The organism is Pedobacter sp. NJ-S-72, from assembly GCF_053890575.1.
Window position 1 is genome coordinate 1,006,718 of sequence record NZ_CM132681.1, and the last position, 26,043, is coordinate 1,032,760.

31 protein-coding genes and 3 pseudogenes are annotated in these 26,043 nt (G+C 38.6%); 6 read left to right on the top strand and 28 right to left on the bottom strand.

Annotated features, from left to right (window positions below; genetic code table 11):
* Positions 1-12: 12 nt before the first annotated feature.
* From ACWYN3_RS06620 to ACWYN3_RS06740, 25 genes and pseudogenes are all read right to left on the bottom strand, one after another.
* Complete coding sequence (locus tag ACWYN3_RS06620) at positions 13-1,011, bottom strand: PfkB family carbohydrate kinase (RefSeq protein WP_456220421.1); 999 nt, start codon at positions 1,009-1,011, stop codon at positions 13-15.
* A 20-nt stretch (positions 1,012-1,031) separates the two neighbouring features.
* Entirely contained in the window at positions 1,032-1,418 is a 387-nt protein-coding gene (locus tag ACWYN3_RS06625) for a polysaccharide lyase family 7 protein (RefSeq protein WP_456222911.1), read from the bottom strand.
* On the bottom strand, positions 1,373-1,813 hold the full coding sequence (locus tag ACWYN3_RS06630; protein ID WP_456220422.1) for a polysaccharide lyase family 7 protein: 441 nt from the start codon (positions 1,811-1,813) through the stop codon (positions 1,373-1,375). The genes ACWYN3_RS06625 and ACWYN3_RS06630 overlap by 46 nt, the downstream gene beginning before the upstream one ends.
* A gap of 184 nt (positions 1,814-1,997) precedes the next feature.
* A pseudogene (locus tag ACWYN3_RS06635) lies at positions 1,998-4,003 on the bottom strand (chondroitinase-B domain-containing protein).
* A 212-nt stretch (positions 4,004-4,215) separates the two neighbouring features.
* Positions 4,216-4,935: a hypothetical protein gene (locus tag ACWYN3_RS06640; RefSeq protein WP_456220423.1), complete on the bottom strand. Its 720-nt coding sequence runs from the start codon at positions 4,933-4,935 to the stop codon at positions 4,216-4,218.
* A gap of 91 nt (positions 4,936-5,026) precedes the next feature.
* Entirely contained in the window at positions 5,027-5,500 is a 474-nt protein-coding gene (locus ACWYN3_RS06645; RefSeq protein WP_456220424.1) for a hypothetical protein, read from the bottom strand.
* Positions 5,501-5,511: 11 nt separating this feature from the next.
* Complete coding sequence (locus tag ACWYN3_RS06650) at positions 5,512-6,501, bottom strand: RagB/SusD family nutrient uptake outer membrane protein (protein ID WP_456220425.1); 990 nt, start codon at positions 6,499-6,501, stop codon at positions 5,512-5,514.
* Between the two features lie 53 nt (positions 6,502-6,554).
* Entirely contained in the window at positions 6,555-7,043 is a 489-nt protein-coding gene (locus tag ACWYN3_RS06655) for a RagB/SusD family nutrient uptake outer membrane protein (protein ID WP_456220426.1), read from the bottom strand.
* 58 nt (positions 7,044-7,101) lie between these two features.
* On the bottom strand, positions 7,102-7,545 hold the full coding sequence (locus tag ACWYN3_RS06660) for a hypothetical protein (protein ID WP_456220427.1): 444 nt from the start codon (positions 7,543-7,545) through the stop codon (positions 7,102-7,104).
* Complete coding sequence (locus ACWYN3_RS06665; RefSeq protein WP_456220428.1) at positions 7,542-7,979, bottom strand: hypothetical protein; 438 nt, start codon at positions 7,977-7,979, stop codon at positions 7,542-7,544. Before ACWYN3_RS06665 ends, ACWYN3_RS06660 begins: the two co-directional genes overlap by 4 nt.
* A gap of 34 nt (positions 7,980-8,013) precedes the next feature.
* Positions 8,014-9,900, bottom strand: a pseudogene (locus tag ACWYN3_RS06670) (SusC/RagA family TonB-linked outer membrane protein); the annotation flags it as partial.
* Positions 9,901-9,926: 26 nt separating this feature from the next.
* On the bottom strand, positions 9,927-10,310 hold the full coding sequence (locus tag ACWYN3_RS06675; RefSeq protein ID WP_456220429.1) for a carboxypeptidase-like regulatory domain-containing protein: 384 nt from the start codon (positions 10,308-10,310) through the stop codon (positions 9,927-9,929).
* A 139-nt stretch (positions 10,311-10,449) separates the two neighbouring features.
* Entirely contained in the window at positions 10,450-10,587 is a 138-nt protein-coding gene (locus ACWYN3_RS06680; RefSeq protein WP_456220430.1) for an SDR family oxidoreductase, read from the bottom strand.
* Complete coding sequence (locus tag ACWYN3_RS06685; RefSeq protein ID WP_456222912.1) at positions 10,565-11,065, bottom strand: SDR family NAD(P)-dependent oxidoreductase; 501 nt, start codon at positions 11,063-11,065, stop codon at positions 10,565-10,567. Before ACWYN3_RS06685 ends, ACWYN3_RS06680 begins: the two co-directional genes overlap by 23 nt.
* Positions 11,066-11,067: 2 nt before the next feature.
* Positions 11,068-11,208, bottom strand: a complete 141-nt coding sequence (locus ACWYN3_RS06690; protein WP_456220431.1) for an SDR family NAD(P)-dependent oxidoreductase — start codon at positions 11,206-11,208, stop codon at positions 11,068-11,070.
* A 9-nt stretch (positions 11,209-11,217) separates the two neighbouring features.
* Positions 11,218-11,544, bottom strand: coding sequence for a hypothetical protein (locus ACWYN3_RS06695; RefSeq protein ID WP_456220432.1), 327 nt, complete (start codon positions 11,542-11,544; stop codon positions 11,218-11,220).
* Entirely contained in the window at positions 11,538-12,053 is a 516-nt protein-coding gene (locus ACWYN3_RS06700; RefSeq protein ID WP_456220433.1) for an MFS transporter, read from the bottom strand. The genes ACWYN3_RS06695 and ACWYN3_RS06700 overlap by 7 nt, the downstream gene beginning before the upstream one ends.
* Positions 11,941-12,507 carry an MFS transporter gene (locus ACWYN3_RS06705; protein WP_456220434.1) on the bottom strand — a complete coding sequence of 189 codons (567 nt, stop codon included), beginning with the start codon at positions 12,505-12,507 and terminating at the stop codon, positions 11,941-11,943. Before ACWYN3_RS06705 ends, ACWYN3_RS06700 begins: the two co-directional genes overlap by 113 nt.
* Positions 12,508-12,531: 24 nt before the next feature.
* The gene (locus ACWYN3_RS06710; protein WP_456220435.1) at positions 12,532-13,416 is read right to left on the bottom strand and encodes an alpha/beta hydrolase fold domain-containing protein; all 885 of its coding nucleotides are present in this window, start codon (positions 13,414-13,416) and stop codon (positions 12,532-12,534) included.
* A gap of 18 nt (positions 13,417-13,434) precedes the next feature.
* Positions 13,435-13,575: a hypothetical protein gene (locus tag ACWYN3_RS06715; RefSeq protein WP_456220436.1), complete on the bottom strand. Its 141-nt coding sequence runs from the start codon at positions 13,573-13,575 to the stop codon at positions 13,435-13,437.
* The gene (locus ACWYN3_RS06720; protein WP_456220437.1) at positions 13,572-13,772 is read right to left on the bottom strand and encodes a cupin domain-containing protein; all 201 of its coding nucleotides are present in this window, start codon (positions 13,770-13,772) and stop codon (positions 13,572-13,574) included. The genes ACWYN3_RS06715 and ACWYN3_RS06720 overlap by 4 nt, the downstream gene beginning before the upstream one ends.
* Before the next feature lie 5 nt (positions 13,773-13,777).
* The gene (locus tag ACWYN3_RS06725) at positions 13,778-15,058 is read right to left on the bottom strand and encodes a heparinase II/III domain-containing protein (RefSeq protein WP_456220438.1); all 1,281 of its coding nucleotides are present in this window, start codon (positions 15,056-15,058) and stop codon (positions 13,778-13,780) included.
* A gap of 7 nt (positions 15,059-15,065) precedes the next feature.
* Positions 15,066-15,914: an alginate lyase family protein gene (locus ACWYN3_RS06730; RefSeq protein WP_456220439.1), complete on the bottom strand. Its 849-nt coding sequence runs from the start codon at positions 15,912-15,914 to the stop codon at positions 15,066-15,068.
* A gap of 51 nt (positions 15,915-15,965) precedes the next feature.
* Positions 15,966-16,529 (bottom strand): FadR/GntR family transcriptional regulator, encoded by a 564-nt coding sequence (locus tag ACWYN3_RS06735; protein ID WP_456222913.1) that lies wholly within the window; start codon positions 16,527-16,529, stop codon positions 15,966-15,968.
* A 41-nt stretch (positions 16,530-16,570) separates the two neighbouring features.
* Complete coding sequence (locus ACWYN3_RS06740; RefSeq protein WP_456220440.1) at positions 16,571-16,705, bottom strand: hypothetical protein; 135 nt, start codon at positions 16,703-16,705, stop codon at positions 16,571-16,573.
* A 423-nt stretch (positions 16,706-17,128) separates the two neighbouring features.
* Between ACWYN3_RS06740 and ACWYN3_RS06745 the strand changes: the two genes are divergently transcribed.
* From ACWYN3_RS06745 to ACWYN3_RS06770, 6 genes and pseudogenes are all read left to right on the top strand, one after another.
* Positions 17,129-17,917, top strand: coding sequence for a dihydrodipicolinate synthase family protein (locus ACWYN3_RS06745; RefSeq protein ID WP_456220441.1), 789 nt, complete (start codon positions 17,129-17,131; stop codon positions 17,915-17,917).
* A gap of 12 nt (positions 17,918-17,929) precedes the next feature.
* The gene (locus tag ACWYN3_RS06750) at positions 17,930-19,114 is read left to right on the top strand and encodes an aldehyde dehydrogenase family protein (protein WP_456220442.1); all 1,185 of its coding nucleotides are present in this window, start codon (positions 17,930-17,932) and stop codon (positions 19,112-19,114) included.
* On the top strand, positions 19,104-19,520 hold the full coding sequence (locus tag ACWYN3_RS06755) for a hypothetical protein (RefSeq protein ID WP_456220443.1): 417 nt from the start codon (positions 19,104-19,106) through the stop codon (positions 19,518-19,520). The genes ACWYN3_RS06750 and ACWYN3_RS06755 overlap by 11 nt, the downstream gene beginning before the upstream one ends.
* A gap of 15 nt (positions 19,521-19,535) precedes the next feature.
* Positions 19,536-20,516 (top strand): annotated as a pseudogene (locus tag ACWYN3_RS06760) (4-hydroxyproline epimerase); the annotation flags it as partial.
* A gap of 138 nt (positions 20,517-20,654) precedes the next feature.
* On the top strand, positions 20,655-21,794 hold the full coding sequence (locus tag ACWYN3_RS06765) for an NAD(P)/FAD-dependent oxidoreductase (protein ID WP_456222914.1): 1,140 nt from the start codon (positions 20,655-20,657) through the stop codon (positions 21,792-21,794).
* Between the two features lie 116 nt (positions 21,795-21,910).
* Positions 21,911-22,813, top strand: a complete 903-nt coding sequence (locus tag ACWYN3_RS06770) for an AraC family transcriptional regulator (RefSeq protein WP_456220444.1) — start codon at positions 21,911-21,913, stop codon at positions 22,811-22,813.
* Positions 22,814-23,371: 558 nt separating this feature from the next.
* Here ACWYN3_RS06770 and ACWYN3_RS06775 read toward each other — a convergent pair.
* The 3 genes from ACWYN3_RS06775 to ACWYN3_RS06785 are packed head-to-tail and all read right to left on the bottom strand — an operon-like array spanning position 23,372 to position 25,801.
* A complete protein-coding gene (locus ACWYN3_RS06775) occupies positions 23,372-23,629 on the bottom strand; it encodes an outer membrane beta-barrel protein (protein WP_456222915.1) in 258 nt (85 codons plus the stop codon).
* Positions 23,569-24,609, bottom strand: coding sequence for an outer membrane beta-barrel family protein (locus ACWYN3_RS06780; RefSeq protein ID WP_456220445.1), 1,041 nt, complete (start codon positions 24,607-24,609; stop codon positions 23,569-23,571). The genes ACWYN3_RS06775 and ACWYN3_RS06780 overlap by 61 nt, the downstream gene beginning before the upstream one ends.
* Complete coding sequence (locus ACWYN3_RS06785) at positions 24,590-25,801, bottom strand: carboxypeptidase regulatory-like domain-containing protein (RefSeq protein WP_456220446.1); 1,212 nt, start codon at positions 25,799-25,801, stop codon at positions 24,590-24,592. The genes ACWYN3_RS06780 and ACWYN3_RS06785 overlap by 20 nt, the downstream gene beginning before the upstream one ends.
* Positions 25,802-26,043 lie beyond the last annotated feature (242 nt).

Below are 26,043 nucleotides of genomic sequence, written 5' to 3' on the forward strand. Positions count from 1 at the left end.
TTTAAATTTTTGTTAATTTGATTCACAGTCATATCTGTAGAATGTAGAATCGCTTGTGATAAATAATTTATGATAAGCAGCGGCAGTTGCAAATTCTACAATTTCCTGCGGGGGATGACCATGATAAAAACCATAGATTAATCCTGCCATATAACAATCACCACTACCTACCTTATTGGTCACTTTCTGAGCATTATATTCTTGTGAAGTATATAAGTTATTTGTTGTAAACAGCGTAGTATAGTACTGAATACCTTCCCCTTTGTCGAATCTGAAAGTATTGGCAACAGCTTCACAAGCAGGGAAACTCTGCTGAATAACCAGTGAGGTTTTTTCTGCCTGCTGCAAACAGAAATCTTTATTATTGAGCAGAATTTTATCCGCTACAGATATGCCAAGCATTAATTCTGCTGCCCAGATATTTCCCATAATCAACCGGCAATGCGTGGCCAGGTTTCTCATTATTTCTACAGGCTTTTTTTCGTATTTCCAGAGTTTGGCCCTATAATTCAGATCAAGAGAAATACTAACACCCATTTTTTCTGCCATAATCAGGGCTTCTTTACATAATCCGGCTACTTCTTCATTGATGGCAGGACAAATTGCGGAGAAATGAAACCAGCTGATTCCCTCAAAGATTTGTTCCCAGTCAATACTGTTTTTCTTTAGCTCTGAAAAAGAAGAGTGCTTGCGGTCATAAATGACCTCTGCGTTTTTCATATCAACACCCATTGGAAGGTAGTAGACCCCTATACGGTCACCTAAATAAAGAGAACGATCTGTATCTATTCCCTTCTGTTGCAAATAAGCATTGATTTGTCTGCTCATCTCATTTTCAGGTAATGCTGTTAAATATGCTGTGGGAATATTCCATTTTGCAAGTGCTGTTGCAACATTAGCTTCTGCTCCTCCTATATAAGCGGGTACATGATTTGATTTTAGCCAGTTACTTGTTGAGTCCGGGCAGATCCTTAATAATAACTCTCCAAAACAGAGTACTTTCTTATTCATATATGTTGTCTGTTATTAAGTTATTCGTGTTTTATCCATACTTTGTAAATTTCAACTGCGCCGAATGCTTCACACGATTCGCCTTCAACTTTTCTTTTTCCCTGGCAGGATGACTGTACGTAAGCACCTGCTTTAAAATAAGCATTGCTGAAAACCTTAGGGTAGATGAATTTCAGCTCTCCATTATAGAAACATTCAGTCTGATCGCCGCTTACTTTAAACATGACTGTAAAACGGGTTCCTAATTGATAATTATCATCTAATACTGCCCCTTTTTCATCACCCATCTTCACAAAAAGTTTGTTTTTCTCTAATCTGAAAACAATCACATCATCTTTATCATCATGGATCTGACCAATTACTATATGTGGTTTTTTTGCAGGGAGATGGATAATGCTTTGTTCAATAAATAGCGTATGTGTACCTGTCGATGAAGACCATGATGCATTTTTTTTTTGCCATCATTTATCATTTCTCTGAGTTCTGAACGGGGATAACCTGACCCGATAGTTGTTGTACCACCCGTCGTGGCTCTAAACACTACCGCATCTTCAGTTTTGTTTACAAAGAACCAATTGTCGTTATGATAAGTTTTGAGTTCAGGCTGTCTGTATTCGTCAGATTTGCCGGGAGTTTTAATCCCTTCCGGAACGTTTAGCTTCCAATTGTTCAACTCCAGAATTTCAGCCGGTAGTTTTAACTGTATTTGATCTTTAGCCGATTGGGTGAAAGTTTGTGCCTGAATTTTAAAACTATAAGTCAATAGCAATAATGAAATAAACAGATATGTCATTTTCTTCATACAGTATGTGTTTAATTAACGCCAATTTTGAATTGATCAGTTGAAGCAGGAGAGGCGTCTCTCCATGACAGATTAAGTTTTTCTATATCAGTATAGGTTGGTTTTACATGATAAATATGATGACCCAAAACCTTCTGATAAAAAGACTCTACTTTCCCTGATTCGTAGAAATTGCAATTATCAACTATGATATTATCCCATCTGTATTCCTGAAACTGGATTGATCTGCCTCCCTGACCGCTATACGAGAAAAATTACTGTTTTTGATGGAAACCTGTTGCGCACCAATTAATTTTACTGCCGATCCCTGTTCCCTGTTTTCTACTTCATTAAAAGTGCAGTGATCTATTTTTACAAATGGGCCTAAAGTACTTTCATCATTTCCGCCCCGATAAACATTAATTGCTGTACCCAGCAGATTTGTAAACGTGCAATTGCTGATCGATGTATATTCGGCATTGTAAATGCCTTTATCATCTTTCTCAGCCGAGAGATCAATTCCTGTACCTGACATATGATGGAAGATAGAGTTGTTTACGACCAAACTATCAGCAAGTGTGCTCTTTGATCCCGAAAAACCACTATTGGTACTTTCATTGTAATCGTAGAATTCGCAACCGTCAATAGTAACCTTATAGGGTTTATTCATCGGTTTATCTGTAGATCTGATTCCTGCATCCGCAGCAGCGAAGCTTTCATAAGTACCTTTGAAGGCAATGTTTTGGACGGTCAGATTACCACCATTTTCAATGCTGATGAATGCTGGCATGGCTTTGAAGGAGGTATTTATAAAAATGGGCCTGTTCATTAAACCTGGAGCGGCCACCAGTACCAGGGTTTTATCAATTACGAGTCCCTCTTCCAATTTGTAAAATCCGGTATCAGTTAATACAATCGTATCACCTGCAATTGCCTTTTTAATTGTCACAGCCAATAAAGAACTTTGAGTTGCATTTAAAAAAGTGCTTTTAGGTTTTCTTAAGGCTTTTTTCACTTCAGGATGATACCAGTTCGCTCCTGTATTTTCTTGTTTTATAACTTTTAAGTCTTTGAGCTCTGCTCCATATAAGGTACTATATGGTAAGGTAATATCGTCGGTCTGACGTGTGTTTACTTTAGTTTTGATAAACCCATCAGGGGCTTTCCCTTTATAGTTATTTCCTAAACCATTTTCAGAGAAAATAATTCCTTTATCACTGGAAGGAGTCATTTCCTTGTTGCTATTTGCATCGGTATAGATTTCTTCTCTTTCTGTTACGATCAGATTCTTTTTAAACAAGACATTTTCTGGGGCCAGTGTTCGTTCGGCATCTTTACCCGCACCAAATAGAATATTTGCACAGTTGACAAAAGTATTTCGTTCAATCAATGCATCCTTAACTTGATAATATCTGTTGATCAATGAATTTGGAACTCCGTTTAGAACAGCAAGAGGAGCTCTGAAATTCGTCCCTTGCAATTGATAGAATACATTATTAAATACCTTTTGCCGTGGATTGATTACTCTTACGCCACCAGTAAATGGTTTGTTGTTGCCAATGAAAAAATTACCCTCTACTACATTATCAGATCCGTGTCTTAATACTAATCCGCCTTCACATTCTAAAAATGTATTAAAACATACCCGGTTTTCACCCGATTTGATTGAGACAACTTCTACTTCTCCATTACAGCGTTCAAAGAGATTGTGAGCTATGTTGGTTCTGGAAGCAGTTAACGAGTATCTTGAAACACCAATTCTGATAGTTCACCACCATTGGAGCCCAGGCGGGGCCTGCCTTTGAAATAGTTATTGTCTATACTATGGTAGTTTTGCTGACTGCGTTCATCATTGAGCTCGGCAATCATCACCGGGCCAACATTTAATTTATCAACGAAAGTAGAATGGTCAATACGGTTGTTTTTACCATAAAAGGTAATCCAAGTATCTGATTTAAACCTTTCTGGCTGACTGTAGTTTTCGATTACAATTCCAGTAACTCTGCAGTGATTAGCAAGAACTGCGTCACTGATTCTAAAAGAAATCACTTCTCTTTTAGGGGTGTACCCATTTTTGAAATGTAAATCTTTAACAACCAGATATTCACCACCCAGTTGCAGGTAAGATTGACCGGTAAAGATTACTCCTCCGGTTGTTTGCGGCATAATTGTAATCGGCTTTGTTGCAGTTCCCCTGCCGTTAAGCTGCAAAGCTGCGTTTTGCCATTCCTTATCTTTTAATAAGATGATATCGCCCGGTCTGGCTTTTTGAAACGGCCGCCATTAGCTCCTGCGGGTTATTGACCAGGATAGAGTTTGCAAAGCCTTTTAAACTTAAAAAAAGCAATAAGCATAGCGTTAACGGTTTCATAGGCTATTATTAATTAAAACGTGATGTAAGCTATAATATAGGTGTTTACAGATTATTTGGATACGAGTATGTCAAATTTAATTGTTGAGGTAGCTACAGAAGCTCCGATAACTACATTCGTTGCTTTCATCAGCTGATTTGTAAATGTCCCGTCTTGTTTAGGTACACGAATCCAGATCAGATAGGCTGTAGTCAGATTAAAAGTATTAGCTCCCTGGTTGGTTGCAATTGCATCAAACTTCACTGTACTGCTTCCCGGAGCGACAATTCCCTCAAAGAATTTATCATCTAATGCGGTAATTGCATTTGCAGCATAAGCTGTATAAATCCTGTCAGTTTCTGCTGTCCCGGGGATAAGCACCCGAAATTTAGTCGCTTTAAGGTTTGCCGGATCGGGTTCCCAGATTTGTGTATTGCATTTATAGTTCTTCGAAATTGTAGTTGTATTTGCCGGACCGTATATGGTGAATACAGATGTACTGGAACAGTAAGTAACAAAATCCACTTTTTGCTCCTGACCACTAATTGTGCAACTCCCCAGTAAACTCCCTGTTTCACCGGTAAAGAAACTACTTGGAGATGGTGCTGATGCAGTTCCGTTAGCCATCATCGTCAGCTCCTTATATAGAATATATGATTTGACGGGCATACTGATCAGAGCCTCGGCTTTTAGTCCGAAATTATCAATGATTACTATTTTGATCTTGCCAGCATTCTTCCGATAAGTATAACTATAATTCAGATCATATGTTTTTTCATTATTGGTTAGCATAATCTGATCGGCCTTTTCAAAAAAACACCTTTATAGTCATCATAAATCTCAATCAGTTTTAAACCATTTTCAGAACTTGCCTTTCCTTTAATTACGGCTTTACCTGTCTCATCAGGAAGCAGAGTTCTGGAATGCTGGCTAATACAGGCATAGGAGGAGTGAAAGCAGTCATCCTGATAAAACCCTCAAATGAGGAATTGTCTATATGTTTAACCATTACCCTGATACCGGTAACCTTTGCAAGTTTTGCAGAAGAGAAACTTTTGGTCGGAATGGAAAAATTATAGTGATTCCTGTTCTCCTCTGCCGGAGTATCTCTGTAAATCAGGGAATCCGTTGTATTGCTGCGCATGAGATAAAAATAGATTAATCTGATCCCGATTGCAGAGTTCAATTCTCCATTTAGAATAGTGTCAGGGCCTGTTTGTCCGATGGCTGTATTGAAAGTAAACTCTTTTGTGGTGAGTACATCCATTGTATCAGCAGTGGTGGTTTTATCTTTTTTACAACTGTTCAGAAATAAAAAACCAGCCGCTATAAGGACTATTAAATAAAAGTTCTTCATAATCATATCTATTAATAACCAGGGTTCTGAGTGATTTTTATCTGATCGTTTGCATCCAGTTCACGCTGCGGTATAGGCAGCAGTAATTTCTCTTGAGTCAGGTTCGCTTGTAGCTCAGCGAGTGTAAATGCTGGTCTGTAGTTTTTATAGTGAGAATCAAATTCAATTGCAAAATGATTTTTAATCACCGGGATTGCTTGTCCAGTCCTTACCAGATCAAAAAAACGCTGGTTTTCAAAGGCGAACTCTAATCTTCTTTCATTTAATAAAGCAGCCAGGAATTGACTTTCATTTGTTATTGCATTTGGGCTTCCCGTATCAGTTGGATATTTGTAAAAACCTGTGTTAAAATCGCCGGAAGTATAAGTTATTGCTCCAGCTCTTGATCTAACCTGATTGATCAGATCGATTGCTGTATTTCCAAAACCCAGGGCCTCAGCTTTCATCAATAAGACATCAGCATATCTGATTACCGGAAAATCATTTTCTGCATCAAATTTCACCAGTACAGGAGAAATGAACTTCTTCACATAAAGCTTAGCAGAATATTTAGCCATCGTCACTGCTTTACGGTTGTCAATAGCTCCGGCTATAGTTGTTTTATAAGTCAGGTCAAGATCGTTGGTAGGGAAATTATAACCGCTGCCATCACCATTAACAACTGTACTTCCGCTTGATGTCGGGGCAAAGTTATTGGCCATCATATTACCGAGGCCTAAACCGCCAGCCTTAAATCTTACAGCAAATAGTATTTCTTTGTTCATCTCATTGTTAATAGAAAATACATCTGCAAAAGACGGTAGTAAGCCGTAGCCGCTATTGCTGATGATATCATCTAATAAAGGGAGGGCTGAGGCTTGTTTATTCGTGGTCAGATATACTTTGGCTAATAAAGCTTTGGCTGCCCATGTATTTGCACGGCCAGCATCAGCATTGCTTGAAGGTGTAAATGCTGCTGGAGATAATAAATCTTTAGCAGCCAGAAGATCCGCTTCAATCATTTGATAACATTCGGCAAGTGTCACCCTGTTTATTCCTTTTGACTGTTCCGGATCTACCGATCAGTGATCAGAAATACACCCCCGTATAGACGAACCAGGTTAAAGTAATGATAGGCGCGTAAAAACAAAGCTTCGCCAGCCAGCTGATTCCTTTGTTCAGGAGTCATTTTTGCTGTTCCTTCACCCACAGTAGTTTTCCCGGCAGTATAGGCTACACCCAGGCTCCTCAATACGTAATTGATAGATCTTATGTTTTTATAGCTAACCAGCCAGTATTGATAAACCTTATCATGTGAAGAATTAAGTGTAAACATATCCAGATCATTAAACTCAAAGTTGATCGCTGCCGAACTGTTTGCTACTCCTTGCTTGGAATTGTCAGTACGCAGATCGGTCAGCATCCATTCAAATTCCAATGGCTTTTGCATCCCATTATAACTTCCTGTTAATGCGGTTTTAGTTTGTTCGTATGTTTTATAAAAATTATCAACTCCTACATTAGAAATTGGATCAATGTCGATGACTTTTTTGCAGGATACCATGCTGAAACAAAGTATTCCCTGCGGTTATGTAGTTGAGGTTCTTCATCTTATGTCTTAATTAAAAATTAACATCTATACCAAAGGTGAACGTACGGGAAATAGGAAAAGCACCACGCTGATAGCCATCTACTAAAGGAGAGGAGTATTGAGAAGAGGTGGTTCTTGCTTCAGGGTTTATACCGCGATAAGAGCTTCCAGTCAGATAAAATAAATTATCAGCAGAACTGTATACCCTGATACTGCTTACACCTAGTTTTTTAATAATTTTTGCTGGTAATGTATAACCCAGTATTACATTCCTTAAAGCGGCATATGAGCCGCTTTCAATCACATAGTCCGTTAAAAGCCAGTTTTCGCCATTTGTATAATATGGTGTTTTTCCGTCACCAGGATGAGCGGCACTAATCCATCTGTTCTCATTGAATTTCTCGTTGTATCTTCTTGATTCGTTGTAATTAGCATCTCCATTGATGATCTTTCCGCCTTGCACACCCTGAATCATAATATTGAGATCGAGAAACCTTTATATTTAAAGGAGTTGTTTATCCCCCAGGTGAAATCAGGAAAGGGACTTCCGATTGTTGTCCTGTCGTTTACATCAATCTTATTATCTCCATTTACATCTGCAAATTTCAAACCTCCTGGTGCATAATATTTGGATAGGGAAGAAGTTTGCCCGCTTGCTTTGGCAGCATCAATTTGTGCCTGCGAAGTCCAGATCCCATCTGTTTTATAACCAAAAAACTGTATTGCAGGTTGTCCGACGATAGCTGCATAAACTTCATTCCGTTCCCCATAATTGTATTGAAATGGTTCTCCGCCAAGTTCTAATAGCCGATTTCTGTTTGCAGAAAAATTGAGTGCAGTAGACCATTGAAAATGATTGGTTTTAATATTGACGGAATTGAATTCAATTTCAATACCTTGATTTTTCACCTTTCCGGAGTTATCAAAATATTCAAAAGAGCCACTAAATGATTGCGTAGATCGTTTGTATAATAGCTTGTCTGTATTGGATTATATAATACTCCATTGTCAAACCAAAACGGTCTTTCATAAAACCAAGATCTAAACCTGTGTTGAATTCAAAAGTGCGTTCCCAGGTGATATTTGGATTAGCCAGTACGTCTGAATTTGGTGCTAAACCAAGATTAACCGAGCCTGTACCACTTCCGAAAGAGTAATTTCCGGGATACAGTAGATTCTGAAAGGCAAAACTCTGGATTTTATTATTTCCTGTAGCTCCATAACTCGCTCTGAGTTTCATATTACTGATCCAGGAAACATTCTTCATGAAATCCTCTTTACCAATACCCCAACCTGCCGAAATAGCAGGGAATGTTCCTTGTTTTTGTCCTTTTGCGAAATAAGAACTTCCATCTATTCTGAAACTGGCAGCCAGCAAATATTTGTTCTTATAATCGTATGTTAAACGGCCTAAATAGGAGACCAGGCCGATCTGATCTTTAAGTGTATTGGTCAGGGCCTGATCAATCTGACCGGCCTGATTTAAAGTCTCAAAAGTCTCTGTAGGAAAGTTTCTTCCTACCATATTTGTCTCCTTGATTTTTGTCTGCTGTGTTGTAAAACCCAATAAACCTGTGAAACTGTGATTTCCCTTAGTCAGATTATAATTCAGGGTATTTTCCAGTAATAGATCCATATAGGTTTTCGTATAAAGTGTCGCTTCATTCACATCTCCGTCTTTTCTTGCATTTGATCTGGTCAGCGTTGTGTTTTCCTGTTGTGAATAATAGCCTCCTGCAGAACTCTTGAAAATCAGGTTTGGCAGAAATTTAATACTGATATCACCACCTCCAAGTAATCTGTAAGTCTGCTGATCTCTTGTTTCTCTGGCAGCGATAGATAAAGGAGTGTTATTACTGGTGGCAAACGGTTCTACCGGCCCGGCACTTCTCCATGTACTTCCATCGGGCATAGTCCCGGAATATTGCAAACCATTAAAATGTCTTGCTTGTACAAAATCACCAGGAAGTACACTTGCCCACGCTGCATTCTGATGTACGTATGCGGCCGTAAAATCACTATGGTTGACTGGCAGGAAAGAGCCGAAACGGAAATAATCGGTAAAATTCACAGCTGGTCTTTGTGTTTTTACATAAGATGGATTAAAGTTAATACTGAAACTTACTTTCTTACTCAGTGCACCATCCAGCTTAGTTTTTAAATTAAGCTTACTGTTATCACTATACTTTAATACTGCCTGATCTTTCTGCCCGCTTGCAGATACATAATATCTTAAATCTTTTTTACCTCCTGAAATACTCAGTTGAATATTGGAAATAGCAGCATTTTGCAAAGCTTCCTGCTGCCAGTCGGTAGGGCCGCCGCTGATTTCATTTTCAATAACATAAGCTGCTCTTTCAGGATCAGTAATCAGGTTCTTCATGTTTGCCGGTACAGTAGGATCATCTTCCCGTAGTGCAGCTTCTTTATAAAGCATTTTTGTATAATCTGTAATGCTCATAATCGGATTCAATTGATAAGGTTTTTTGAATCCGTAATAAGACTTCAAAGTATATTTTGTCTTATCAGAACTTCCACCTTTTGTTGTAATTAAGATTACGCCATTAGCAGCTCTTGAGCCATAGATTGCACCAGAAGCTGCATCCTTAAGTACCTCAATACTTTCTACATCCTGTGGGTCTACAAATGATAATCCATCAGGTACAGGGTAACCATCTACGACTACCAAAGGCTGAGAACCGGCACTAATAGAACTAAAACCGCGAACTCTTACAATAGGAGCAGCACCAGACTCAGAACTTACATTCTGAATAGTTACGCCTGCGATTTTTCCAATCAGCGCATTGTCTAAACGTGCCGTAGGAATTTCATCAAGGTTATCATTTTTTAATTTACTTACCGCGCCTGTAACCGCTTTTTTTTTTTTTGTGTGCCATAACCAATCACCACCACTTCATTCATGGTATTGGGAATTTCCCTCAGTGTAATTGTAATAGTTTCTGCTTGTTTAACCGAAAAGGCTTGTGGTTCATAGCCCAGATAGTTAATCAGTAATAATTTGCCAGGTTCGGCTTTGATTTTAAACTCACCTTTGTTATCAGTGACGACACCTTGTTTCGTGTCTTTTAATGTAATAGATGCACCCGGCAGAACTTCCCCTTTCTGGTCCTTCACAGTACCCTGAACTAATACTTTTGTCTGTGAATATGCCGGTTTTAAGAATAAAAAACACGACAATACCGCAGTCAGTAAACCGATAAAGTAAACTTTTAAATTCATAATAATTTATATTTGGTTTTAGGTTGTACCTGCGTCGTAAATCTCCTTTACTGCAGGAAACAGCGTCTTTTGCTCGGGTCAGCTGCCAGGTTTTTTTTAAAAAATGCAGGAGACCAGACTCTCCTGCATAGGTGGAGAATCAGGAGAAATTCAAACCGCCGTTAATGTCAATATTTGTTCCCGTTACATAACTTGACTGATCAGAAGCTAAATAGACAACCAGATCTGCAACTTCAGAAGCTTTTCCTTCTCTTTTAAGTAAGGTTGCAGGTTGCATTGGCTACATTAGTCCGTACTTCGGGCTTAGTGAATGTATCATGAAAAGCAGTAGCTATCATTCCTGGTAAAACTGCGTTTACCCGAATGTTTTTTGGACCCAGCTCTTTAGCCAGTGACCGGGTATAAGTCATTACCCCGCCTTTGGCTGTCGCATAAGCGCTGGCGCCAGGGCCACCACCATCTCTGCCTGCTAATGAAGACAGGTTAATGATCGAACCACCAGAACCCATATATGGGATAGTTGCTTTACTAACGAGATAGACACTTTTCAGATTCAAATCCATGACCGCATCCCAGAAATCCTCATCTAGTTCAAGCGTTGGTCTTCTTGCCACCATTCCTCCGGCTACATTAACCAGGATGTGGATTTCTTCACCAAAGGCTTTTCTTGCCTGATCGATTAACGCAGTAACTTCAGCTGATTTTGTGACATCACCCTTTACAATAATTCCTTCTCCGCCTTCTGCTTTGATCAGCTTTAGGTTTCTTCTGCATTATCCAGGTTATCGAAATAATTGATCACTACTTTTGCACCTTCACGGGCAAGCTGACAAGAAACCGCTCTGCCAATATCTCTTGATCCACCGGTTACTATGGCCACTTTGTTTTTTAATCTCATATGATTTGTTTATGAATGAATGATTCTTTTTGAGGTAATATATTTTATACAGATCCAGGTAATTGGTACCAGTACTGCCGCAAGGACAAAGAAGGATACATAACTTGTTTTTGTCATTACAGGAACTAGCCAGGTTGTTAAAAGCGTACCAATTACAGCAGCTGTTCCACCCATACCTGCGACGGTTCCAACATTTTTACCATTGAAATAGTCACTGGGTAAAGTTTGCAGGTTCCCGATCAGGAACTGAAACCCAAAGAGGGTAAAGCCTATCAATACCATTGCTAAGCCCGGCTCAGCTTTCAGGTCGTCCAGTTTGTAGACTATGGCTAACAAAGACACCAACATAAAAACACAGCCACTGCCACTGAATTTTTTCTTGCTTTTACTGCATTGATGCCTTTTTTTACCTGCCACGAAGAATGATAGCCCCCAAGCAAACTACCGATAGCCGCAAATAAATAGGGGAGCCAGGTAAATGCACCAATCTGTTTGATGTCGAACATAAATTGTTCTTTCAGAAAAGTAGGCAACCAGGTCACAAATAACCACCAGACCGGATCAATAAAGAATCTGGCGGTGATGATACCCCAGGTGTTTCTGAATTTTAACAATTCCTTCCAGGTCAGAACCGGAGCTTCATCTGTTGTGTTTTCGACTTTAGAAGCTATATCCAGAATATAGTTTCTTTCTTTGTCGGTTAGCCATGGATGTTTATCGGGCGTTGCCTTATTAATAATCAGCCATGGAATAACCCAGATCAATCCGAGTCCGGCAATGAACACAAATGTCATCTTCCAGCCAAAAACGATATAGAGAAAGGCAATAGCCGGAGCGGAGATCACTGATCCTCCTAAGGACGCTCCCTGCACCAAAGATTCCTTGTGCAATAGCTCTTTCTTTTACCGGGAACCATTCCGCATTACTTTTTGTTGCACCCGGCCAGTTTCCTGCCTCAGAAAAACCCAGCATAAAGCGGAAGATATTGAAAGACAATAATGATCTGGCAAATGAATGTAAAGCAATCGATACGCTCCAGCCAATAATTGAAATCGTCATTCCCAGCCTTGTACCCACAGCATCCATTAGTTTCCCGGTGAATGTTTGACCTAATGCATAGGCGATCATAAAAAACGTAGTTATGAGTGCCAGTGCATTTTTATTGTCTGCTGCTGCGATCCCGAATTCCTTGTAAATATAAGGCCACATAATATTGATGGCACTTCTGTCGATGTAATTGATCACTGTTGCCAATGAAATCAATGCGATAATGTACCACCTTAGTCCTTTTATCTTCATGAGGTTATATTTGGTTTTGGTTGATTATAAGCCCAGGCTTTTCAGGAATTCCATGATCTTTGTATTGACTATTGAATTGTCTGCTGCCGGGAACTTACCATGTAAGCCCCCCTTTACCGTGATGAATTCATTTTTCACACCCAGTTCATCAAGCTTAGCTTTTAGTGCAACAGACTGTTCATACGGTACAGTAGGATCAGCATCGCCATGCACTATAAATACAGGCGGACTTGTCTTTTTAACCTGAAAAAGTGGTGAGACTGATTTTGCGAAATCCTGATCCAATGCTTTAGCACCTAACCAGCTGGTCGCGGATTTACTCGTTTTTAATTTTCCGTAACCCCAGTCCCATACATCGGTAATTCCATATTTATCAATAATCGCTGCTACTTTAATATTTTCTACTCCTTTGCAGTTACCATCAAATAAATGATCATTTTCCATCAGCCCGCCCATCAAAGCCAGATGACCACCAGATGAGGCACCCATGATGACAATTTTGTTCACGTCAATATGAAGTTTATTTGCATTGCTGATCAAATAGATCAGCGCACACCTGGTATCTTCAACAGCAGCTGCCGGGGCAGTAGCTTTAGCCGTCAGACGATACTCAATATTTGCTACTGCATATCCCTTTTTAAAGAAGGCGCTAAAACCAGATTGAGATTCTTTTGTACCTTTATTCCAGCCGCCGCCATGTATATTAATAACCAGTGGCGCAGGTGTGCTCTGAGCTGGAGGAAGATATAAATCTAATTTCCCTTCCCAGTCGCCCACCTTTGTGTAAACCACATTCAATTGTTCATTGAATCCGGCAGGATAACTTACCTTTTTTACTAGTGTTGTATCTTGTGCCGCTGCATGATTAGTAATCCATAACAGTGCGGCAATCAGCATAATTCTTTTCATCTTATACCTTTTATGAGCCTATAAAAAATCTTCACGGTGCGGAGAAAATACATCAATCAGTATTCCTTCCTCGAGGCAAACACAACCATGCATCTCATGTGGCGGGGCATAAAATCCATCACCTTTTTTAAGGATCTTTTTCTCTTCGCCAATGCTCATTTCAAAAAGACGCCACTATCTACATAAGTTACCTGAGCATGATGATGCTGATGTAATTGTCCTATGGCTTCTGCCTCAAATTTTGCTTTAACCAGCATAATCTGATCATCATAACCAAAAACCTGTCTTTTAACACCATTGCCAAGATCTTGCCAGGGTGTTTCTTCTTCTATTTGAAATAAATTGCTTTGTATCATCTTGTTTAGTTAAGTTTTATAAAGTTTTCTTTGTTTTTAAAGTTGATCTGGTATTGATATAGTTTCCCCTTCACTTTAAAAGAAACTGAAATCTGCTCTGGTCCAGCCGAAATTATTTTCAGTTCACTGACATTACTGGATGCACCAGAAGTAGTTTCATCGACTGTATTTGTACTGCCGTGCGTTTCAGTAACACTGAAAAAGGTTTGTGTTTTACTGCCAGTTGAAGAAAGCATAAATGCCTTGCTCTCCAATAAATTCTGATCAGGATCATTTGCGCCAAGCGTCAGTAGTTTTAAATTTACTGGTGCTTCAGCAGCAAAATGCACGGTATAGAAACGTTTATTATTTAATATGGTCAGATAACCCTTTTGCTCAGGAACTGCCTGTTCACCATTTAACCAGACATGCTGGTAACCATACTGTGTGCCTAATGCTTTTAGCTGATCTGTAAAAGACTTAATTTGTACAGAAGAATCTGTTAAGTGACCTTTATACCAGAAGGGGAGGTCATATTGATGTACTTTATCTGCGTCAACTCTGAAAATATCAACCATTAAAGACTTAGGCAGCTCTTTTACTTTTAATAAAGCAGTGGTTCTGGTCATTTTTACTCCCGGATAAGCATTGTTTTCTGCTGCGCTTATCACCTTCAGGTCTTTATCGTCTTTGAAATAGAGGATTTCAGCAGCAGTTTGCTGCGCGCGGTCTGCATTCCCTTTGAAATTTGAGGTTTCATCTACTGTAAGCGTATTATGGGCTACAGTTTGTTTTGCCCAGGATTTATTCTCTGGCAGGTAATCACCACCTTTTTTGGATTCTATATTAATGAAGCGCGCAGAACCGTAATCCGGGAACACCTCTACGTTATTATCATCATATAACAGGTTCAGTCTGTCAAAATGACCATGACCCATTCCTTGTGAGGTTGCTTTAATCAGCACGGCCTGCTGATCCTCATTTGTTCCTGCTCTTAAAATGCCAATGCCACCATCTTTACCTGTTGCACCATCGGTGATCAGCATTGTTTTGTAAACAAAAGGTTTTGTTTTTCCGGCGGCTACATCAGCAGCAATTTTTAATCCTGCATCAGAAATGATTACCTGACCTTGCTTATTAACTACGTCAAGTAATTCTGATTGTGTGCTTATATCTGCATAGGCAATGTCAACACCATAAACCAGTTCAGCAGATTCATAAGTTTTCCCTTTTACTGCATCGTTAATAGGGAAGAAGGTACCATCAGTGTATGTTAACTGGAGAGATGTTTCAATCGCTTTGGCCAATAACTGATTACGGTATTGAGATTTTCAGCGCCGGCTGATAATTATTAATCGTTTTTGCAAAGGTCAAAAAAGGAAGAAGTGCGTAGCGTTGATAATAAGGTCCTTCTGTGTAATATCCATCAGGAGAAAATAATTGGTCAATCTGGGCAAGATATCCTGATTTTCCGTCTTTGGCTGTCCCTTTAAGGGCCATTTCTACATATTCAGGTTTGTTGATTACATAACCTGTCATTCCTGCAGCAGCAACGGCCCAGGTCGCATGGTTATGGATTTTATTAAATGTTTCTGCGCAATCCTCTGTGAAAAACTTAAGCGTAGGAACAAATAATCCTGTCTCAATCAGTTTACGTTTATCTGGCGCAATGGCATCATAAACTAAATCATATCCCTGTATCGTATATACTTGCCAAACGAAATCATTCAGGCTCTGCCAAAAGATTTTGCCACCCTGATGACCTTCTTTTCTTTTTGGATGAAGCGGCCATTTCTGATATTCTGAAGCATATTTTAATAACATCTCTTCTACATAAGAAGCGTATTTTTTATCTCCCGACATTTGATAGGCAATCCCACAATTTAAGATATTGAGATAGTTCTTTTTATGTTGTTCATGGGTAGCACCACCACCTGCATCTTTAGGAACTGGTACGTTTACTGGTTCTTTAATTGCTTTATCGGCATCCGATTTTATTTTCTTGTATGACTTTTTAAGCAAAGGGTAGCTTAAAGTTCCCTTCCTCAGTGCTTCTATATTATTTTTGGTCAGCATGATTGAAGGATGCTGCTGTGCATGAGCAGAGAGTCCGAAAATCAGGCAAATCAATGCCATTACCGACTTTTTCAAGTAGTTCATCATATATTGAGAATAATAAATTTTACGGCTTATGCCATTTTATGAGCGCGCTTTTTATGAATTGTTTTGTATGATTTTTTGTGCTGCAAATCCAGCTTTGCTAATTTGAAACATGTCATTTAAATGATCAGCTACTGCATTTTCTGCAGCATCAATATCTTGTTCTTCAATTGCTTTCAGAATTCTTCTGTGTTCTTCAATTGCTAATCGACCTCTGTTATCACCACAGATTTTATTTTCTACAATGCTTTTGATTAAATCAGGGATGAGAATCAGGATCATAGACTCAATAACTGAGTTTTTAGAAGCTTTTGCAATTGCGATATGGAAAATCATATCTTCTTCAACAGCATTTTGATTTGCATTAACTTTTGCTTCATAATCTAATAACGCTTCCTTTAAAGCGGCCAGATCTTTTTCTGTCCTTCTTTCAGCAGCAAGTTTTACCGCGTCCAGCTCCAGGTAATACCTGGCTTCTAGCAGGGCATTAAAATCTTCTTTATTGAATTTTATGATGTCTGTGATTATACTGTCAAGTACTTTGATACTTAAACCAGCTACATAGGTTCCGCTTTGTGGGTTTGTCTTTAATAAACCATAGAACTCAAGTTTTAAAATTGCTTCCCGTACATAACTTCTGCCAACACCAAATTTTTCAGCTAGTTTCTCTCAGCCGGCAAACGGTCACCAGGTTGCAGTTGTCCGGAGGTAATCAGCTGTTTAAGCTGTCCGATTATTTTATCTACAGGAGTTTCAAGTTCAATAGACTTGATGGTTTCTATAAATGAATTCATAAGGATATATTTGGTTTACCAATTATTGGTTGACCAAATCTATAAAATATAATCAGTAATCAAAAATTATTTGAGTGCGATTGTGGTAACATGATTTTATTCGTTTTAACTGGCTGTAAATCAGTGTTAAATGATTCTATTGTCACGCTAATTATACATTTGTAATTTTAAAACTAAATGTTAAAAAGTGTATTTACTAGTTGTATTGGTTAATATCCGGTTAAGCATTGAAACCTCTATAGTCTAAATTTGAGTATCAATGTAATTAAGGATTTAATCAAAATAACGAGCATTTATGAGTATAAACTGGAGTGGGGTATTCCCCGCAGTAACAACTAAGTTTACAGCAAACGACGAATTAGATTTTGAATTTTTAACATTAATCTGGAGGCACAATTAACTGCTGGAGCTGAAGGAATAATATTGGGTGGTTCTTTGGGTGAAGCGAGTGTATTGACGGATGAAGAGAAATTTGAATTGTTATCTCATACTTTAAAAGTAGTTAATGGGAGGGTACCTGTATTGCTGAATATCGCAGAGCCCACCACGAAAAAAGCAGTAGCAGCAGCTAAAAAAGCGGAACAGCTTGGGGCAAATGGTTTAATGTTATTGCCACCAATGCGTTATTATGCTGATCAGGAAGAGACTTTAACCTTCTTTAAAGCAGTAGCTGAAAGCACACCATTACCTATTATGATTTATAACAATCCGGTAGACTATAAGATTGAAGTTACATTGGAAATGTTTGATGTTTTAGCTGGATACAGCAATATACAAGCTGTTAAAGAATCGACAAGGGACATTTCAAACATTACACGCATGTTTAACCGCTTCGGGGAACGTTTTAAAATATTTACTGGAGTAGACCCATTAGCTATGGAAAGCCTGGTGATGGGAGCACATGGTTGGGTGGCTGGTTTAGTAGATGCATTTCCTAAAGAAACCGTTGCAATTTACAGATTGGTTAAACAGAACCGTATCGCAGAAGCACTTGCGATTTATCGCTGGTTCCTGCCTGTTTTGGAATTAGATATTCATCCCAAACTGGTTCAATACATTAAGCTGGCAGAATGTGCGACAGGTATCGGAACAGAAACTGTAAGAGCGCCACGTTTACCAATTATGGGAGAAGAAAGAGAAAGAGTGATGAAAATTATTAACGATGCCCTGGCAAACCGTCCACAATTACCAGCCGGAAGCTGGGGTAAATAAACAGATGAAATTATGAATGGGAAAAATATCATCTGCTCACAATATGCAGAAACATCCGCCAGGTGTTTTACAGCCATCAATCCGGCTACGGGAAAAAAACTTAAAGGAGATTTCTTTAAAGCCAGTTTAAATGATGCTGATGAAGCATTGGCAGCTGCCGAAATTGCTTTCCAAAGTTACAGATTGATCAATAAAGATTTAAAGGCCAAATTTTTAAGATCAATAGCTGATGAAATTTCAGCTATTGGCGAGATACTGATTGAAAGGGCAGCTGAAGAAAGTGGCTTGCCTGTGGCACGTTTACAAGGAGAATTAGGCAGAACAACAGGTCAGTTGAGATTATTCGCTGATCAGGTAGAAGAGGGATCGTGGGTAGATGCGATTATAGATACTGCTTTGCCCGAAAGATTGCCTATGCCGCGACCAGATATCAGACAAATGCTTTTGCCACTGGGACCGGTAGTAGTTTTTGGAGCCAGTAATTTTCCTCTTGCATTTTCTGTTGCCGGAGGAGACACGGTTTCTGCATTGGCAGCAGGATGTCCTGTAATTGTTAAAGCGCATACCGCTCATTTAGGTACCAGTGCCCTTGTGGGGTCAGCAATTATAAATGCTATCGATAAATCAGGAGTTCCAAAAGGTGTTTTCTCTTTATTATATGATGATGGTGATGGTTATGAAATTGGCCAATACCTTGTTAAGCATCCAAAGACTAAGGCTGTGACATTTACCGGGTCTTTTAAGGGGGGAATGGCTCTGGTTGAACTTGCACAAAAACGCAATCAGCCTATACCCGTATTTGCAGAGATGGGAAGTATCAACCCTGTAATTTTACTTCCGGGTGCGATTAAAAAAAAACCGGTAGAGCTGGCAAAAAAATGTGCGGCTTCCATTACATTGGGCGCTGGTCAGTTTTGTACAAATCCAGGGTTATTGATTGCTGTACAATCAGCAGAGCTGAATGTTTTTAAAGATATATTGGCTCAACTAATCTTAGAGACACCATCCGCTACGATGCTTTCACCAGGCATACATGCAAACTATCAGGAACTTACAGGAGAAATGCTCTCTGAACAAGGACTTACTTTGCTGGCTGAATCGGGTAATGTAGCCAGAGGTATTCAGCATCAGTCTGTTGCAAGAATATTCACAGTGCCAGCACAAATTTTTTTTAGCGTCAGAAAAATTGCAATGTGAAATATTCGGGCCATATTCTTTACTGGTAATTGCCGATAACATGGCTCAGGTGGAAGAGATCGCAGCTACATTAGATGGTCAGCTCACCGTGACATTGATGTCAGAAGATAATGAATTATCTGATTATCCGGATTTGCTGAATAAAATATCCGATAAAACAGGAAGGATGATACTGAACGGTATGCCAACCGGGGTAGAGGTCTGCGCAGCAATGCAGCATGGCGGGCCGTTCCCTGCAACAAATGATAGCAGGTTTACATCTGTTGGCACACAGGCCATTTATCGTTTCGTCAGACCGGTTGCCTGGCAAGACTGGGAGCAAACTCTGCTGCCTGATGCGCTTAAAGATGGTAACCCTCTTGGGATTTTTAGATTGGTAAATAAAAACAGGACTAATGGGAAATAAGACGTTTTTTTTTGTGTAGATGCACATACCTGCGGAAACCCGGTAAGACTGGTAGCAGGAGGAGGCCCTTTATTGGAAGGGGCTAATATGAGTGAGAAACGCCAGCATTTTCTTAAAGAATATGACTGGATCAGGACTGGTTTAATGTTTGAACCCAGAGGTCATGATATGATGTCGGGAAGTATTCTTTACCCGCCTCATGACCCTTTAAATGATGTTGCAGTTTTATTTATAGAAACAAGCGGTTGTTTACCTATGTGTGGTCATGGAACGATAGGGACTATAACTATAGCGATAGAAGAAGGGCTGATTAAACCCCGTATCCCAGGAATATTGAGAATGGAAGCTCCGGCGGGATTGGTTTTGATCGAATATAAGCAGGAAGGTCATCGGGTAACCTCGGTTAAGCTTCGAAATGTCCCGTCTTATCTTGCAGCAGAACAGCTTGAAGTGGAATGTCCGGATTTAGGATTGCTTACATTTGATGTAGCTTATGGAGGTAATTTCTATGCAATTATAGATCCTCAATCCAATTTTCCTGGTCTGGAAAACTATACGGCCGGCCGACAATTGATTGGATGGAGTCAGGTTATCCGTAAACGAATCAACGAACAGTATAAATTTGTTCATCCTATGGATACGACTATTAATGGATGCAGTCATATCCTATGGGCAGGAGCAACGTTAGATCCTGATTCTACTGCAAGAAATGCCGTTTTTTATGGTGATAAAGCGATAGACCGTTCTCCTTGTGGAACAGGTACATCAGCCCGTATGGCACAATGGTATGCTAAAGGTAAATTGTTGCCAGGTCAGCCATTTATTCATGAAAGTTTTATTGGAAGCAAATTCACAGGAAAGATAGAAGAAGTGGTAGATCTTGCCGGTTTCAAAGCTATCATTCCCAGTGTAGAAGGCTGGGCAAAAGTATACGGGTACAATACGATAAAAATCGATGATGATGATCCATATGCTCTTGGATTTCAGGTTATTTAGTTATTTCAGTTAAATCTAATTATTCAAAATAAATGTCTGACATTTTAATTATCGGAGGTGGTATTATAGGACTCAGCAGCTCGCGCGTACTATCTTAGCAAACAAGGTCATCAGGTAACCATTTTAGATAAGGGTGATATCACCAGCAACTGTTCTTTTGGGAATGCGGGTATGGTTGTACCAAGTCATTTTATACCAATGGCATCTCCTGGGATGGTTCAACAGGGAATTCGCTGGATGTTTAACAGTAAAAGCCCTTTTTATGTCAAGCCATCAATGGATATGAGTCTTATTGGTTGGGGGCTGAAATTTCTGAAACATGCCAATAGCAATCATGTGTCCCGCTCTGCTGTACCATTAAGAGATTTATCCCTGCTGAGTAAAAAATATTATGAACAGCTATCCCAGGAACCTGATTTTGAATTTGAACTAAAAAACAACGGTATACTCGCTTTTTATAAAACGGAAAAGGCTGCAGAAGAGGAGGCTCACGTCGCTAAAAGAGGTGTGGAACTAGGTTTGGATATGAAAGTTCTCAATTCAGCGGAATGCTTAAAACTTCAGCCGGGTCTTAAACTGGATGTAATGGGGGCTGTACATTATTGCTGTGACGGACATTTGTATCCTTCTAAACTAATGAATGCCTTAACCAGCTATCTGGAAAAACATGGTGTAAGTATTATGCGTAATCATGAAGTTACCCGGATTGATTCAGTCGGTAGGAAAATAAACAGTGTATTTGCTGACAATAAAGAATGGAAAGCTGATCAATACGTATTGGCAGCAGGTTCATGGTCTCCTGCTATTGCTAAAATGATGGACGTAAATGTTTCGATTATGCCTGGTAAAGGCTATTCATTCATGGAAACAGAGCCAGCAGAGCGTATGACTATTCCTGCCTTGCTTTGTGAGGCCAGGGTAGCGATTACACCAATGAATGGAAATATAAGATATAGTGGTACGATGGAGCTGGATAAAATAAATGATCGGGTAAATAAACAAAGAGTACAAGGAATATTGGAAGCTGTTCCAAACTATTTTCCGGATCTTAAACCTGTGTTTCCATCAGAGAAGGAGATCTGGTTTGGGTTTCGTCCATCATCTCCGGATGGTCTGCCTTATATTGGGCGCAGCAAAAAAAGAGATAATCTGGTAATTGCTACGGGACATGGTATGATGGGTTTAAGTCTTGGGCCTGCAACAGGCGTAATCGTAAGTCAGTTGATTTCCGAACAGCAAACAGCTATAAGTATTGAAGCATTTTCTCCATCAAGATAAATGTAAATTAACAGGATTTGACCGTATTTTAACCTGTTTAACTTTTGTTTTGGATTTTGTGTGTTAAGATTGGTATATTGACTATGGTAATTTGCTAAATCAAGTCTAACCAAAACATGAAAGTACTTCCATTTACATTGCTCGTTCCGGATGATAAAAGCGTTATTTCCGAGCAGATTGAATTACCACATTTTTATCAGTATCTGCATCGCCACGATGAATGGCAGATTACCTGGGTAGAGCAGGGGGAGGGAACACTAATCGCCGGAAATAATATGCTTTCTTTTAGGTCTGGAGATGTCTTTTTAATAGGGGGTAATTTGCCTCATTTATTTAAAAGTAATCCTGAATATTTTGTTGGGGATGAAAGCAAAAGTATAAAAGCCTGTTCGCTCTATTTTAATCCGAATGGTATTCTGGAAGCGTTATTTCACCTTCCAGAGATGAAAGCTTTAGGCTCGTTTTTAAAGAATAACAAACATGGATTTAAAATAGCTAATCAACATACACAGGATGTTTATCCTAAAATATTAGAAATACACAAGGCTTCGGGTACAGAAGTACTGCTTAGTTTAATCAGATTGCTGAATAGTATTCAAAGTATTGGTGAAGATCTGGAGCCGCTTTGTTCTGAAGTCTATTCTTCTAATATTTCTGAGAATGAGGGCATCAGATTAAGTAATATCATCAACTTTATCATGCGTAATTACAGTACCCAGATTGCTCTGGAGGACATCTCAAATGCTGCTTATATGACTCCGCAGGCTTTTTGCCGTTATTTTAAGAAACATACAGGTCATACTTTTGTGTCTTTTTTAAACGGGGTCAGAATAAATGATGCTTGTAATAGTCTGATTTCTGGTAAAGAAGCAGATTGTATCTCCAGAGTGGCCTATAAAGCTGGCTTTAATAGTATTACCAATTTTAACCGCGTTTTTAAAAGTGTTACCGGACAATCGCCCACTGCTTATATTGAAACCTACAATACTGTCAGCAGAGTAGGCCAAATGGCGAGTTAGCCTCGATTGTGATTTTAAATAATAATATTGAAGATAGAAAATCGAAATATTTAAATCCTTAATGGGGGTATTTGTTTATTACGGCGTTTAAAGGTTTTATCATCTTAAACCGTATCGATGAACTTTTTGTCAACCATAAAAAACATTATCAAAATCATTGTATCAGCCGCCATCATCTTTTTTAGCATATCCTGTAAGAAGGAAGCAATAAAACAATCAGGTCTTAATCAGAAAGAAGTAACCATCGAATACAGGATAACTCCAGATAAAAAAGTAGTAGCAAAATGGGGTTATTGTTTATACTGACGAAGCTGGAGTTGTGACCGTTTCGGATGATAAAACGCTTCCTTTTTCAAAGAAATTTAAAAGAACCATTAATAAGTATGCGATTATATCGCTTGGGATTATAGCCGAATACGCAGGATCAGTAAAAATGGAAATCCTTGTAGATCATAAAATCGTTTATGAATTAGTCCCCGGCAATGTTCTTAGTAAGCGAAAAATGATAAAATATAAAATTACAATATAGCTGGATTATTGTTTTTTGATACTCATTTTTTAGAGTCTTTTTTGCTCCTCATCAAATCCCGTCGGCCTGTTTCTTTCAGCTTTTACAGTTGCCTTTCCAAAGCGATAAGTAAATGTTATCCGCACACTAGTAGTGTTCCCGGATTGAGTAAGATTATAGTTGTTACCAGGCAAAGTATTATATATCCTGGTGTTTTGTGTGTGAAAGATATCATTTATACCTAATTTCAGGTTCCCTGTTTTATTGGGGAAATTGTAACGTAACGCAGACCAGCATCTGCTCTGAATTTGGTCCTGACTTTATATGCCGCCTCAGATTCTGGCGTGCTAAAAATTAATGCTGCGTCAGCACTGAAAAGCTTGCTCAGTGTGAAATTATTCTGTGCATATAAGTTAGCACTGAATTGCTCTGTATTCAGATTTGCTCCTTTTAATTCAGGTGCATTAGTTCTATAATAAAACATCGTAACATTATTATGCACATTCCACCAATTAGTAATGGTTACTGGAAAGCCGAAAACCAGGGTAAACAAGTCACTGGAAGTAAAATTTAAAATGGTTTGATATAAAGACTTTGTTTCCTCATTTTGCATTAATATCTCGTTGATTACATCCTTAGTATGGCTGTAAGATAAAGCGACACTATATTTTTGTTTAAAAAGATAATTAGCCTCCAGGTTATTTGAATATTCTGGTTTCAGATTTGGATTTCCCTGGTTATAAGTGTACTGATCCTGATAAAATATAAAAGGATTTAATTTCTGGTAATTTGGTCTGTTTATTTTTCTGGAATAGGATAAATTTAAAACATGATCAGCATTGAAATTCCGGGTGAACAAAAGAGAAGGGAACAAATCAGTGTATTTTTTTTCAGTCAATTGATTTGTAGTTATGGAATTACCTGTCGAGTTGGTATGCTCAGCACGTAATCCCCCCTGTATAGAAGTTTTTCCAAGCGTAATATTTAGTGTTGTATAAGCAGCGCTAACTTTTTCATCATATAAGAACCTATTACTTTTTGTTGCATCAAATATCCAGTCTCCTTTGACGTTATTCTCATAAACATAATCGTTATCGCTTTTCACACTGGCAATTTTAATACCGGCATCAAGTTTAAATCTCTGGTTAACAGGTAGTGTGTAATCAATTTTAATCGCTTTTATGTTGATGCTGGTTGGTCCATTATTTCTGTAAGCCAGGCCATCCTTAAGAAAGTTTCCATCTGCCGTATAGAATGTATTTATATAATTAGCTGTAACGGGACCCATCAAATGTAGAATAATCAGCATCCATACTTATTTCCTGACCTGCAGTATCCAATACTCCTTTATAGTTGATATTATAAGAGAAATTTTCCCGTTTATTTACAGCGGTATTCGGAGTCACTAATATAGAGTCAGTTACTTCAAATGATTTGCCAATATTTACACTGCTGAAGCTCTTTTGATTAACTTTACTAATATTCCCTTTAACCAAAAATCCTAATGTGTGATTTTTAGACAGGAAAAAGTCAGTTCCTAACTTAAAATTATGTGCATTCGCAACTGGTTTGTCTTCATTATGCTGGCTAAAATATAAAGGGTTTGTACCTGGACTTATACGATTTATTTGTAATGTTTTATCCGGTTGTAATCTGTTATAACCATAAGATCCAAATACATTAAAAACCTTTTTACGGTAATTTAGGTTAATGACATTATTGGTCATTAAGTATTTGTTAAATCCAGCGCCCAGTGCCAGATTTCCGTTAAATCCTTCATCTAAACCTTTTTTTGTTTTGATATTGATAATTCCTCCTGCACTATTTGCATCATACTTAGAACCTGGGTTATTAATGATTTCTAAACTTTCTATTTCATTACTCTGCATTGATTTAAGCAGGCCGATTAATTCTTGTGAGCTTAAATAAGTTTGTTTACCGTCAATTGTTACCAGCACATTCGACTTTCCTGCAAGTGAAATGGTTTCATTATGATCTATAGTGACTCCTGGTGCTTTAGTCAATAATTCAAGAGCAGTCAGGCCTGCGGCTGATGGTGCTGCATCTACATTGAAAATGAGTTTATCAGCTTTACGTTCTAAAAGTGGTTTCGACGCCCTTATGCTGATTTCATTGAGGTTCTTAGAGTTCTCTTTCAGGATGATAGCAGGGGCCTGAAAATCAGCATTGGCATTCAATTGGAAGTGGGCTGTTTTAGCTTTGTTATAGCCCATTGATGAAGACACAATGTAATATTTGTTAGGTGCTGCGGTGAAACTGAATTTCCCATCCTGATCAGTCATTGCAGTACTAACAAGAGCAGAGTCTGAGGCGGTATATAACAGGACAGTCGCCGCTGGCAGCGTTTGTTTATTATCCTGTATAATTGTTCCATTTATTTTAACTGATTGCTGAGCATTTGAACTGATGGGAAATAAGTAGAGTAAAAAAAAGAAAATTACAGGTAAAAATAACTTCATGGTTAATTTAAAGGTGTAGCTAAGGTTCTGTTTGCGATAATGTTTTATACTTAACTGAAAAACAATGACGCTATAACAAATTTAATATTATAAATGATAATTAGCCATTTTCCCACTGCAACTGAAAATTACGAAAGTATATTTTACGTGTAAAATTCAGCAAAGAGGGCCTACCGGTTAATTGGCAGACCCTCTTTGTTCAATTTTTACGCGTAATAAGAATCGTTTTTATTTTCCACCTA